Source organism: Streptomyces sp. SID13666, from assembly GCF_010548325.1.
Taxonomy (GTDB): domain Bacteria; phylum Actinomycetota; class Actinomycetes; order Streptomycetales; family Streptomycetaceae; genus Actinacidiphila; species Actinacidiphila fildesensis.
In genome coordinates, this window is record NZ_JAAGLX010000010.1 from 25774 (window position 1) to 38524 (window position 12751).

At 66.2% G+C, this 12751-nt stretch carries 11 protein-coding genes; 10 read left to right on the forward strand and 1 reads right to left on the reverse strand.

Annotation, left to right across the window (positions count from 1 at the left end; genetic code table 11):
* The first annotated feature begins 51 nt into the window (after positions 1–51).
* The 3 genes from G3I60_RS15875 (at position 52) to G3I60_RS15885 (ending at position 4015) form a co-directional block, all read left to right on the forward strand.
* The gene (locus G3I60_RS15875; protein WP_164607249.1) at positions 52–1395 is read left to right on the forward strand and encodes a transcriptional regulator; all 1344 of its coding nucleotides are present in this window, start codon (positions 52–54) and stop codon (positions 1393–1395) included.
* A gap of 567 nt (positions 1396–1962) precedes the next feature.
* Positions 1963–2766 (forward strand): hypothetical protein, encoded by an 804-nt coding sequence (locus G3I60_RS15880; protein ID WP_164607251.1) that lies wholly within the window; start codon positions 1963–1965, stop codon positions 2764–2766.
* Between the two features lie 589 nt (positions 2767–3355).
* Complete coding sequence (locus G3I60_RS15885; RefSeq protein WP_164607253.1) at positions 3356–4015, forward strand: HAD family hydrolase; 660 nt, start codon at positions 3356–3358, stop codon at positions 4013–4015.
* Here G3I60_RS15885 and G3I60_RS15890 read toward each other — a convergent pair.
* Positions 3996–5270 carry a transcriptional regulator gene (locus G3I60_RS15890; protein WP_164607255.1) on the reverse strand — a complete coding sequence of 425 codons (1275 nt, stop codon included), beginning with the start codon at positions 5268–5270 and terminating at the stop codon, positions 3996–3998. The genes G3I60_RS15885 and G3I60_RS15890 overlap by 20 nt on opposite strands.
* A gap of 275 nt (positions 5271–5545) precedes the next feature.
* Between G3I60_RS15890 and G3I60_RS15895 the strand changes: the two genes are divergently transcribed.
* The 7 genes from G3I60_RS15895 (at position 5546) to G3I60_RS15925 (ending at position 12718) form a co-directional block, all read left to right on the forward strand.
* The gene (locus G3I60_RS15895) at positions 5546–6439 is read left to right on the forward strand and encodes an aminoglycoside phosphotransferase family protein (protein WP_164607257.1); all 894 of its coding nucleotides are present in this window, start codon (positions 5546–5548) and stop codon (positions 6437–6439) included.
* A gap of 79 nt (positions 6440–6518) precedes the next feature.
* Complete coding sequence (locus tag G3I60_RS15900; protein WP_164607259.1) at positions 6519–7769, forward strand: methionine adenosyltransferase; 1251 nt, start codon at positions 6519–6521, stop codon at positions 7767–7769.
* Positions 7769–8695, forward strand: a complete 927-nt coding sequence (locus tag G3I60_RS15905) for an aminoglycoside phosphotransferase family protein (protein WP_164607261.1) — start codon at positions 7769–7771, stop codon at positions 8693–8695. The genes G3I60_RS15900 and G3I60_RS15905 overlap by 1 nt, the downstream gene beginning before the upstream one ends.
* Positions 8692–9408: a histidine phosphatase family protein gene (locus G3I60_RS15910; RefSeq protein ID WP_164607263.1), complete on the forward strand. Its 717-nt coding sequence runs from the start codon at positions 8692–8694 to the stop codon at positions 9406–9408. Before G3I60_RS15905 ends, G3I60_RS15910 begins: the two co-directional genes overlap by 4 nt.
* Positions 9401–10693 (forward strand): serine--tRNA ligase, encoded by a 1293-nt coding sequence (serS, locus tag G3I60_RS15915; RefSeq protein ID WP_164607265.1) that lies wholly within the window; start codon positions 9401–9403, stop codon positions 10691–10693. The genes G3I60_RS15910 and serS overlap by 8 nt, the downstream gene beginning before the upstream one ends.
* 1 nt (position 10694) lies before the next feature.
* Positions 10695–11717 (forward strand): glycosyltransferase family 4 protein, encoded by a 1023-nt coding sequence (locus G3I60_RS15920; RefSeq protein WP_164607267.1) that lies wholly within the window; start codon positions 10695–10697, stop codon positions 11715–11717.
* Between the two features lie 194 nt (positions 11718–11911).
* On the forward strand, positions 11912–12718 hold the full coding sequence (locus tag G3I60_RS15925) for a hypothetical protein (RefSeq protein WP_343241946.1): 807 nt from the start codon (positions 11912–11914) through the stop codon (positions 12716–12718).
* The last annotated feature ends 33 nt before the right edge of the window (positions 12719–12751 follow it).

Here is a 12751-nt window from a genome sequence, read left to right on the forward strand (position 1 = left end):
GCACACAGCGAGTAGCCTCCGGACTACAGCGCGAGGAGACGGGGTGGCGACGTGCTTGGTGATCCATTAGCAGTGCATCCACTGGCCTTCGTCCGACAAATCCGCGGATGGGGGAAGGCTGAGTTCGCCCGGCGCATGCAAGCCCACGGCAAGCTCCTCGGAATCCCCCTGGCGACCAATCGCACGACCGTGTGGAAGTGGGAACAGGGGCAGGAGCCGGACGGTGACGCCCAGCTCGTCCTCGCTGACCTGCTGCGAGTCCCGTACGCGCAAGCCCGTTCGGAAGGATGGCCCCGTTGGCTCCCCGTATGGGAAGTCGTTGGGCTGACAGCTCCCTGGACCGAGGCCGGTACCGTAGAGGCATTGGCTGATCTGGTCGGGAGTGGGCGCATGGATCGTCGAGGATTTCTCACCATCACAGGCGTGGCCCTCGCGGGCTTGGCTGCGAGCTGGGCCGAGGCGCCATCCGCGTTCGCCTCAGCACTCGACGGAGATCGAGTAACCGACCGCATGGTTACCACAATTGAGCAGCGCGTCAGCACGCTGCGCACGCTCGATGACCAACTCGGCGGGGCACGGCTTCTGGAGCAGGCGCGAGGCGATCTCGCCCTCATCTCCGGCCTCCTGAGCACCGGTCGGTACACCGAGCAGGTCGGCAGGCGTCTGTACGGGCTGGCCGCACGAGTGTCGTACCTGACCGGTTGGATGGCGTACGACACGGGCCTGCGCTCTGCCGGACAGCAGTACTACGTCGGAGCTCTCCGCAGCGCCCGAACGGCAGGAGACGACGCCTTCGGAGCCTTCGTCCTGGCGGAGATGGGCATCCACGTCTCCGAAGCCGGACGAACCGCGGAACGTGTGGAACTCATCTCCACCGCCATCGACAACGCCCCTCGAACGCTGAGGCCCTACACGCAGTCCTACCTCTACCTGCACAGGGCAGAGGCACTCTCACGTGACGGCGCTCACCAGGAGGCCGGCACCGCGTTGAACCGGGCGATGAGTTTGTGGGATCGCCGTACGGACGAAGAGACCCCGGACTGGCTCGACTGGTACGGGGAGGCGCAGCTGAAATCCACCGAAGGCAAAGTACTGCTGCGTGCAGGGCAAGTTGAGCGCGCCACTAGCGCCTTGGAGCTCTCGGTCAAGAAGGCGGTTCCCCGAGACAAGGCAGTACGAGCAAGCCGTCTGGCCGAGGCACGACTGGCCGGCAACGACCTCGACGGAGCGCTCGACGCCGCGAACGCAGGCGCCGAACTTCTGGAGAACCAGGTCAGCTCGATGCGCGCTCTGGTCCGCTTGAGGGAGTTCTCCAACGAACTCGGCCCGCACCAAGCCGTTCCAGCGGTCTGCGAGTTCCGTGATCGCCTGGAAGCTCTGGACGTTGCGGCCTGAGGCTGCGCGCCCGTTTGCTCGGGCTCTACGGATCGGGAGAACCCGGCCGCCGTGGCCTCGACCCCGGCGATGACTGTCTCGTCCCCACTGAACCCCTGGCCTACGACGACTCCATCGAAGGACAGGCCGCCGTCGGCGGCCGTGTTCTGGCTCGGCGCCGGCCACGCGACCCCTGCCTTCCCTGGGGCAGCAGCCATGTCGGTTGCCACCCGTTCCAGATCACGGCCATGAGCGGTGTCGCCAAACCGCCGCAACCGCTTCCTCGGGCTTACTGATCCGCCTGGCCCAGCAGATGACCGCGCTCCGTGGGAGTCGCATCTCCTTGGGGACAAGCGTGGCTGAAACAGAGCGCGTGTGCTGGGACGCAGTCGATCAAATAGGTACTCCTGCGAGTGAGCAGACTGTTACGGTCAGCGCTCGGCTTGTCGTCCAGGCATTCGAACGCACGCCTGGAGCCGTCGTCCACGATCCGTAGCACTGCAGGTGGGGGAGACATTTATGAGAGTTGCATCCGTGAGGTCCGTACTTACCAGACCTGGGCGTTTCGCCGCCGTGTTGGCTGTCGTGGTGAGCGCTGCCGTACTGGCGCCTGCGGTTCCCGCGTCCGCCGAGACCGTCGATCCTGGCGCTGACCAGTTCACGGTGGTTCAGGATCTCGGAGGCGGGGCCACGGCCAAGCTGACGATCACCCTTGACCCGCTTCCGACCGGTACACCTGCGCCGGGCAAGGGCGGCGGGGTTATCGATACTCCGGACGGCAGTACGCCTGACATCTCAAGCGAGTTGGCCGGATTGGACCTGGCTGAGGTGAGCGCGGCACCGGGGCCCGTAACGGATTTGAATTCGGACGAACTTGGCCTGTTGTCTGCGGACAACGTGAGCGAGGGTGCGGAGGCATCCTCCTCGCCGAACGACACCACGGGGCCGGTCACGTCGGGGGCCACCACCAACGGCACAGGGATCGTTGCCCCGCAGAGTCAGGACCCGGGCAGCGGCGGTGGTGGCCGAGCGGTGCTCATGTGCTACAACAATCGCAGTTTCGCGACCACGAACGGCGTTTTCTACGCCCGTCACAACTGCACGTTCAGCAATATCAACTGGGGCTACAAGATATCCCCCAAAGTGCAGGCCATCATCACCAGCACCGTGCATGAGACGGGACTGCGCTGGTGGAAGAACGGAAAGTCGCAACCCGCCAACAGCAATCACTTCGTTGGCAAGTCGTACTACTTCCATGGGACTATGGGTCCTGTAAAGTCATGGGATGGCATCGACTTTCAGGACTACATGTCCTTCAGTATCAATATCGGCGGGCGTCCGGGATTCGGCACGCTAGTCTTTGCCGGTGGATTGCTCCCGCTGAGGGGATGAGTTCTGTGGAATCCGTGGTGGGCTGGGCCGAGGAAATCATGGCGAGCCTCGGTCTGGCCGGGCAGTGCGAAATCGACGTCCAGGTGGTAACCGCTGAGCACCCGGATCCCGGTCCCCCGTTTCGGACGGAATCATTTCAGTCCGAACTCATCGTGGGGATGCTCGCCGAGGAAGTATGGGATCTCGGAGTGCACGTGCTGGTCGCAAATGGTGAGGACATTACGCGGGTACACCTTCCATCCGATGGGGATTCGGCGGCTCAACTAGTGCATCTCGCGGACCGGCTGCAGGACTGGGTGATCGACCTGACACACGGTGCGGCCCGCCCACCCTGTCCTGGGCACGCCCATCCGATGCGGGCCGCAGTGGTCGACGGTTCAGCGGCCTGGTGTTGCCCCCTGCGGCCAGATCACCGCGTTCAGAGCGTTCTCGAAGGGTGATGTCACCACGTCTCCCATCATCCGAGCCCCAGCTATCGGGTCAAAGCCTCGGCCTGACCGCCCTGGTCTGCGGTCCCATGGTCTGAGATCAGCAGCGTTCTGGAGGAGAAACTGCCAGCCAACCTGCCCCCGGAGGTAACCTGCGGAACATGATTCGTGCGGTGGTGTTCGACGTGGGCGAGTGTCTTATTGACGAGACCCGGGAGTACGGGACCTGGGCGGACTGGCTGGGGGTGCCGCGACATACCTTCGCGGCAATGTTCGGAGCGGTCATCGCGCAGGGGCGCGACTATCGCGAGACGTTTCAGGAGTTCCGGCCGGAGTTCGACCTTACCGAAGAGCGCGAGAAGCGTGCGGCGGCCGGGAAGCCGGAATGGTTCGGCGAGGATGATCTGTATCCGGACGTGCGACCCACGCTGGCCGCACTGCGGGAGGCTGGGCTGTGGGTGGGCATCGCCGGGAATCAAACCGTGCGGGCCGGCGGCCTGCTACGGGGGCTGGACCTTCCCTCCGACCTGATTGCCACCAGTGACGACTGGGGAGCGTCGAAGCCGGACGTGAAGTTCTTCGAGCACGTAATCGAGGCAACGCCTGCCGAGCCGGGCGAGATCCTGTACGTCGGTGACCGGCTCGACAACGACATCCGCCCGGCCGTTCAGGCGCGGCTTCTGACGGCCCTGATTCGGCGCGGGCCCTGGGGCACGATTCAGCAGCGTGATCCGGATGCGGACTCGATCACTACGATGCGCATCGACTCGCTCGCGGAATTGCCGGAGAAGATCTCCAAGTTCAACGCTGGAGAGCGCTGATCGTCGTGCCCCAGTCGTAGAGACGATCGTCCAGGTCCCGGACGCACTGCTCGTTCTGCCACGGAGCGAGCGTGCGCCGGACCTCGCGGATGCGGTCCATACCCGTGGCGTACCAGGTGATGGCGAGCTGGTCGAGGGCTTGGACGGCGTACCGGCATGCCGCCTCCGGGTGGCTGTCCGCAGCTTCAACCGCTGCGAGATCGCCGAGGACGACGGTGCGCTGCTTGTCCGACTCGGTTGGCAGGTAGTCGAGAACCTCCTGAAGGGTCTGGCGGGCTTGTGGCAGGTGGCCGGCCTTCAGCTGCGTGTTGCCTTTGAAGGCGGACAGGCGCACTGGGCTGAACCAGTCCAGCCAGGCAGGGGTGGGGTGTGCGGAGACTGAGGAGAGGGTGTCCTCGGCGTGTCGGATCAGGCGGAGCGCGGCACGAGGATCACCGCAGCGGGTCTCGCATTCCGCCTCCACGGCATCCAGCCATGCCCAGAGTTCCGCGGAGGCGTCTCCGCGCCGGGCGTAGGTACGGGCGGCCATCATGCGCTCGATCGCCGCTTCCCTGTCATCGGTCCAGCCAGGGATGAAGGCCATGTGCGCAAGGATGGCCGATCCGAGAATCGGGTCATCCGCTTCGCCCGCCGCTTGCAAGGCTCGCAAGAGGGTCTCCGAAGCTTGGTCGGGCTGGCTTAGGTCGAAGAACTCGATGCGGCCGACAAGCAGGTAGGACTCGGCGAGTGCGCCGGCGAGCGTTCGGCGGACAGGGTTCGCCGTCTCCGGCAGGAGAGCGCATCCGAGACGGGCGTGCTCCAGGACCGCAGGGTGCAGGATGGCGGGGGCCACGGACCAATAGAGGTGCCGATGAGAACGAGTGACCGCCTCGAAGTCCGCGCCTACAGTGGCTGGTTGCCTCGCGGCGCCTGCCTGGGCCGGGACAGAAGCTAGCCGCGCTCGAGCCAAAGGCGCACGCGGGGTATCTCGGGCCGTCGTGGCCGCGTGGCGCTTCTCCGTCCCCCATGGCGGGGTGAATCCCAAGTCCTCCATGCTCTGGCCCAGGAGGTGGGTCAGGACTCGGTGGACGTCAGGCTGTGGCCAGGGTGGTGTGGCGGATTCCCAGCGGCGGATCTGACGGACACCGACAGCGAGACCTCTGATGCCCAGCTTGGGTGCCGTCTCGGTGATGGCGTCGGCCAGGGCCTGTTGAGAGGTGTATCCGGCAGCCAGGCGGGCGGCCTTGAGTCTGGTATTGCCTGCGGGACGGGACATGGATCTCCTCCAGGACGAACTCTCGTCAGAGAGTGCCATGCGATGTCCCCGTAGCGGCGCAAAATTATCCACGGTAGGCCAACAAAGCCCTGTAGAAGTCCTTTTGATGACCTGCCAGAGCCCTCGAACAGGACTTGGCGAACCCAGATGATGGCATCTCCCGGGCCCAGCGCCGCCGCGTAGCCAGGAGTTGGGCCTGCTCAGCGCAAGCACGACGCCAGGACTGACGGCCAGATTCGCTGGCCCTGGGAATCGACAGGATGGAGGTGAGAAGGGTGCGCAGCACGAAGACGGCAGAGCCGTGGGTCGAGCATGGTCTTGGCCCATTCGGCCCGACGTTCTGCAAGCCGCACAGCAGAACGCGGTACGCGACTGACGGCAGTGCATTGCTGAAGGTCTACGTGGGCATCGACCCCGAAGGCCGGCGCCATCGCGAGGCCGCGACGGTCGAGCGCGCCGCCCGCCAGGGAATCTCGGTCCCGGCCGTCCTGGCCACGGGAAAGGGCAACGCCGGGTCTTGGACGGCCTTCGGGAAATTGCCTGGGCTGCCTTGTTCGATAGGTACGCGCATGGCGATCCAGGAGTACGTCGGTCACGTCGTGGCCGCGAGCGGCAGGCTGCATCGGCCTGATGCAGGCATCACTCCTGGCCCAGGTTGGGGTGCGGAGCGGGCCGGCCTCGCTTCCCCGCGTCAGTTCTTGCTTGATCAGCTCTCTTCTCGCTGCCAGCGGCTGCCTTGGTGGCCGGTGCTGAATAGAGCTCTCCGGTCGATCGATTCATATTCGGTCGTTCACCTCCACGGTGATCTCAAGCCCGAGCACCTCCTTGTCGACGGCGAAAGCCTGCACATCGTGGACTGGGAAGCCAGCGCCTGCGGTCCAGCCGTCCTCGACTACACCGACGTGGTCTTTCACCTTGTACGCGACCTGTTGTACGAGGGCGTACCGCCCGAACGCATTCCGGTCGATCTCGTGACCCGGCTGCCGTTCAACGGGCCGGTTCTCACCTGGCGCCTGCTTCTCTGGCTCGATCGCCGTCGGGTCCAAGACATCGACCTCGTTACCACCCGCGCCGTCTACCGACTCGCTGCCGAAGAGCAGGCCGCTTCCGCGTACAGGTCGCTTGCCCAGACCGTCGCGCTCCTCCGCGCTGCCGGCGTTCCTCGCTGAACCCTTACTTCACCGCTCGTCCAGGCGTGTTGACGCCTGCGCCCATCCCTTTCTGTCCACCCTTGAACGGGAGTTCGCGATGCCTCGTACCAGCACGATCCTCGGCAATAGTCACCTCGTCATCGACACCGGCATGGCCACACCGGGCGCGACGACCATTGTGGAGCGCAAGGGCCTCGGTCACCCGGACACCCTGGCCGACCACCTCGCGGAGCGGCTGTCGCGCGCTTACAGCCGTTACACGGTCGACCACTTCGGCGCCGTGCTCCACCACAACTTCGACAAGCTCGCCCTCCTCGGCGGAGCCAGCGAAGTCCGATATGGGGGAGGCCGGATGACTTCTCCCGTGCGGGTCCTGGTCAACGGACGAGCCGCACCGATGTGCGGAGGCGAGTCCATCCCGGTCACGGAGATCGTCGAGGCGGAAGTGAGGTCCTTCTTCGCCGAGCGGCTCCCCGAGGTCTCGGACAGCCTCGACATCGTCTTCAACATCACCAGCAATTCCAGCCCGGGTGCCGTGCTCACCGGTGACGAGATACCGGACCGGACCCGGTGGTTCAGCCCGCGCTCCATCGACGACCTGCGCGAGCGGCGCGTGAGGCTCTCGAACGACACGTCTCTTGGCACCGGCTGGGCACCGGAGAATTCCTTCGAGTCGTTCGTGAGGGAGCTGGTCGACCACTTCTCCGGGGAGAGCGACTTCACCCGCGCCCACGCCTGGTGCGGTTCGGACGTGAAGCTCATGGGGTACTGGGATGGTGAATGCGCGGATGTCGTGCTGTGTGTCCCCCAGAAGTCCCGCCAGGTCGGCAGCCGAGGGCAGTACGTCCGCAACGCGGAGTCCGTACTGGCCGAGTGCCATCGCCTGGCTGGCGTTCGCCTACCTGGTGCCGAAGCTCGTTTCCGGCTGAACGCACGTGACGTGCCGGACAAGGACGAGCTGTACCTCACCTTCACGGGCAGCTCCATCGAGTCCGGCGACGAGGGCGTCGTCGGCCGGGGTAACCGTGTCAATGGGCTGATCACGCCGCTGCGCCCGATGAATCTGGAGGGGGCGAACGGCAAGAACCCCGTCTACCACGTCGGTAAGCTGTACAACATCGCCGCTCAACGGCTCGCCTTCCGACTCCACGAGGCGACCGCGGGCTACGCGGAAGTGCACCTGGTCAGCACCACGGGCCAACGCCTCGACGAGCCCTGGCGCATCCTCGTCCGCCTCTCCGCTGCCGACGCCGAGCTCGACAAGGTGCAGGCCCTGGTCGCCGAGATTCTCACCGAGTTCCCGGCCCTCACAGACGAGCTGGTCTCCGGCGGAATCGTGCTGAGTTGATGACGACGCGGTCGCTCGGCGATATCCCCTCGGGCTGTCGGCAGCGCCTGCTCGCTCACTACGGCCTCGGAGTTCGGGGCTGGCTCGACACAGCGCCTGATCTCTTAGCCACGGCTGCGCAACGCTGGAAGCTCTCGCTCAGAGGTTACGTCGACTCCGGACACGCCTCGGTGATCGCGGTGGCGACCGACCTCGACGAGCGTCCACTTCTCCTCAAAGCTTGGGTCGACCCCGACCGGTACCGCCACGAAGTAGACGCTTTGCGTTTGTGGGCCGGCGGACCCACGGCCGATGTCCTCGAAGTTGCGGACGATCTCGCAGTGGCCGCCCTCGAACTCGTCGGAGGCCGGCCTGGGGGTGCGGAGCGACCACACTGTGAGACACAGATGGTCGCCGCCGCCCTTCAGTGCCTGCACATCGTCGGGCGGCGCAGGAACCTACCGAACCGTTTTCCCCGGCTGGCAGGCTACCTCCATGGGGAGGTCCTCCCCCGGATCCGCAGGCGGGAGCACGCCCTCGACGTCGGCCGGTGGCGCCCTCTCATTGACGCCACGCTTCCATCTCTCGCCGACCTTGAGGAAGACCCGGGCCGGACGACGGTCCTGCACGCGGACCTGTATCGGGAGAACGTGCCCTTCGACTGGCTGGCGCGCCCGCGCTTGATCGACCCGTTGCCCATGTTGGGCGACCCGGCCTTCGACTGGGCGTTCTGGACCGTCTACTACGACCTCGGCCAGGGGACCAGCGGTCGGCTCACAGCTGCTTCGCGCGTGTCCCGGATCCCTGTACCTGTACTCGCACCGTGGTGCCGCCTGCTCGCCCTCGACGGTCTCCTCTTCTACGCGGAGACCGGCGATACGAGATTGCCGGGGATGGCGGAAGTGCTCTCCGATCTCTCGGCATCGACTCGACGGAGCGGAACGTGATCTCCTACATCGTTCGCCATGGCCAGACGGACTACAGCAAGCGCTACCTCGTGAATGGCGACCCCGCCAAGCCCATCCAGCTCAACGACGAAGGCCGGCAGTCCTTGAGCCGTGCCTGGGCGACCCTGCCTCTGCATGCCGTGGCGACGTGGCTGGCCAGCGAATTCCCACGAGCCCAGCAAACGGCATTCCTGCTGATGGGCGTTCCGGCGGCCGAACTGGTCGTCGACGCCCGGTTGAATGAACTCGACTACGGGAAATTCGAGAGCAGCCCGTTTCTGGAATACGCGGTATGGCTCGACAGCCAGGGCGCGAGCCGCCGTCCACCCGGCGCCACGGAATCGCAGAGCGAGGGCATCCGCAGGATGCTCTCAGGGGTCCTCGCCGCCTTGAATCACCCTGGCCCCCGTGTACTCGTCAGCCACGGGCTGCTGGTCTCTGTATTGCTATGGCACCAGGGCCGCTCTGCGAACGACCGGATGCCGTTGTTCTTCCCGGAGGCTCCATACGTCGAGCCGGTCGCCATACCCGACGACGAGCTCCCGAACCTGATCACGACGCTGCTGGACGATCTTGACGCAAGCGCTCACCAAGAACCTGCCGCCGACGGTGACGCGACGATATTGCGGATCAGCGAGGGCTCGACGGTTGCTACCGTCGATTCTGCATCCCCATCCCGCTCGCTGGATAAAAAGGATCTTCCTCATGCATGATGCCCGCGCCCTCATTGAGATGGGTGCCGAAGCGGTTCGTCGGCTCGCTCGTCGCGGTTACTCCCTGGACCTGTCCCGGCTGGAAGACCTCCAGTCGCGGCGCAACCAGAGCATCCGCTCAGCCGACGAGCTGCGGGCGGAGGCCAAGCGGGTAGCAAGCGAAGTCCAGCAGACGGCCAAGCAGGGCGGCGACATCGCCAAGCTGAAGGAGCGCGCCCGCGAGCTGAAGGACCAGGTCCGCGAGATTGAGGCCGGCCAGGAGCAGAGCCAGGAAGAGCTCCGCGATCTGCTGCTCAGCATCCCGAACCTGCCCGACGACTCGGCCCCGGACGGCGACTCTGACGAGTTCGCGGTCGAGGTCCGGCGCGTCGGCACCCCGCCGTCCTTCCTCTTCGAGCCGAAGGACCACGTCGACCTCGGTGAGAGCACCGGCATCCTCGACTTCGGCCGGGCGACGAAGCTGTCGGGCCCTCGGTTCGTGGTCTCCCGCGGTGCGGGCGCCGCCCTGGAACGGGCACTGGCGACCCTCTTCCTCGACATCCACACCCGCCGCCACGGATACGTCGAGCACGCGGTCCCCTACCTGGTCACGCGCAAGACGATGACCGGCACCGGGCAGCTGCCTAAGTTCGAGGAGGACCTGTTCAAGACCGGCATGGCCGACCGCGAACTGTTCCTGATCCCGACGGCCGAAGTGCCGCTGACCAATCTCTACGCCGACGAGATCATCCCGCCGGCCGAGCTGCCCATGGCCCTCACCGCGCACACGCCGTGCTTCCGCTCCGAGGCCGGCTCCTATGGCCGTGACACCCGGGGCCTCATCCGGCAGCACCAGTTCGCCAAGGTCGAGATCGTCCGGATGGTCGACCCCGCGGACGCCGACGCCACGCTGGACACGATGGTCGGCCACGCCGAGGCGTGCCTGAAGGAGCTCGGCCTCGCGTACCGCGTCGTAAAGCTGGCCGCAGGCGACATCGGCTTCTCCGCCCAGCTCACGTACGACATCGAGGTCTGGATTCCCAGCCAGAACACCTACCGGGAGATCTCCTCGATCTCGAACTTCGGCACCTTCCAGGCCCGCCGCGCGAACATCCGGACCCGAGGCGAGGACGGCAAGCCCAAGCTCGTCGCCACGCTCAACGGCTCCGGCCTCCCCATCGGCCGCACCGTGGCCGCGCTCCTCGAACAGTGCCAGCAGCAGGACGGCTCCCTCGTCCTTCCCGAATCTCTCTTCCCGTACCTCGGCTTCCGCCGTATCTCGGCGGACGGAACACCGGAGGCATAACGTGCTCGTCGGCGTCTGCGACTTCCCTGGTAGCTACGCCTTTCCACCCGCCGGGTACGGCGGGATCGAACGATGGCTGTGGGCGGTCGCCGTAGGCGCCCGTGCCGCAGGCGCCGACGTACACCTCCTCGGGCCGGGCTGGCTCGCGGACCTGGAGCCCGACTGGGTCCGTAAGCCGGACCGCCTGGAAGACATCACCGCCGGATCACTCGCCGAGCGCGCGCTGCGGAGCGCCGGCTACGACCTCTTGGTCGTGGGGCACGAGTACCCCTCGCTGCCCGCTTGGACCCGCACCTGGAACGCGCTGGAATGCGACGTCGCCACGTTCCAACACTCACCCGTCTTCCAGCACACCAGCACCGCCTTCGACGGCAGGCGGTCACGCCTCTACTGCTACTCGCCCGAGATGATCGAGCGGTACGCGGACCACCAGCCTGTGCCTGAACTCGCTGTCCACCTCGGCCTGGACGAGGACGAACCTCCGGCTGTTGCCGGCAGCGACCTCGTGTGGCTCGGCCGCATAGATGAGGAGAAGGCCCCGCACATCGCCGTTCGCGCCGCCCAGATGCTCGGCCGCCGAATACAGATCGTCGGACCCGTCTTCGATGAGGCGTACGTGCGACACCACGAGCGCCTCTTCAGCGCGAGCCACGTGAAATGGGTGGGCGAGCTCGGCGGCCCCGCCAAGACCGCCGCTATCCGCGATGCCTCCGTCTTCGTCTACACCTACGCCCGTACGTATGTGGAGGCTGGCGCCGCAGTCTTCGGCGAGTCCCTCCGCGCCGGCACTCCCATGGCCGCGCTCACGTGGCGCGGGGGAACATGCGCTGAGGCGGCTCTGTGCGATCAGACCGGCGCGATCACGGTGGGCGACCCCGACCTGGACGACGAGACGGCCGCAGGACTCCTGGCCCGGGCGATACAAGAAGCCGAGGACCTCGACCACACGCAGGTCCAGGAGATTGGGATGCAACGCTTCGATCCAGCCCGCCACTTCACGGCGATGTCGACACGGCCATGCTGACGGACGGGGCTCGGGAGCACGCGCTCGGGGAGGCATCCTCACGGGAGGGCCGCTTACCTGCCGTGCTGCGACAAGTGCTTGGACCGCAATGGGAGTTCACTCCTTCTGCCGGTCGGATCACGATCGAGCACGCACACAGAGGCTCTCCGTATTTCCCGCCTCGTCGCCCCCCGTCGTGGGAGGAGCTGCTGGCGGTGCTGAAGGCGGGCTTCGCGGCGCAGGGCGTTCCGCAGGCCGCCTGTCTGCCCCTTCGGTGGGGCCGGGAGACCGAGCTGACGATCTCGGCTGTCCAAGCCCTCGACCCCCTCCTCAAAGCCGGGCGCCCACTGACATACCGCAGCGGCTTCCTGCCCCAGCCTGTCGTCCGCTTCACCGGGCGGCGTGACGCATCGGGTGACCTCCAGGACGGGTTTCTGACCTCGTTCGTCAACGTCTCCCGAGTCCAACCGATCCAGTGCCTGGACGAGTTCGGGACGATCTTGGACGGCTGGCTCAGCGTGCTCTCCCGCTTGGGTTTCCACGCGCGCCACATCAGCGTTCACGGCAAGCTCTCGACCTGGCGGCGCCGCCAAGTCGTAGGCATCACTCTTCGCTTCGACCACCTCGACCTGCCTCTCGGCGACATCGTTCTCCTTTGGAACGCCGACAACCCCGAGCGAATGGCGGTAGACCTCGGCACCGGGCTGGAACGCCTGGCCTGGGCACGGACGCGGCTTGAGTGGAGGGATCTCGTCTTCGGCAGCTTCGCGTCCCTCGTGCCAGTGGCGACACTCGACGCCGTTCGCACGGCCACCCTTCTCCTCGCGCACGGCGTCAGCCCTGCCGCGCGGGGGGCCGGCGGCATCACTCGCCGGGTCATCGGAGCGATCGACCCTGATGTGGCGAGGCTGGGCGTCAGCTCCCTGGTGCGTGCGTCCTACCGCTATTGGCGCCTTTTCGGCGAGCCGAATGTTCCATGGCCGGCGGTGACCATGGCGATCGAGGACGAGCTGGACAGCTGAAGAGAATTCCTAAATGAAGTGAGCCGCCTGCCA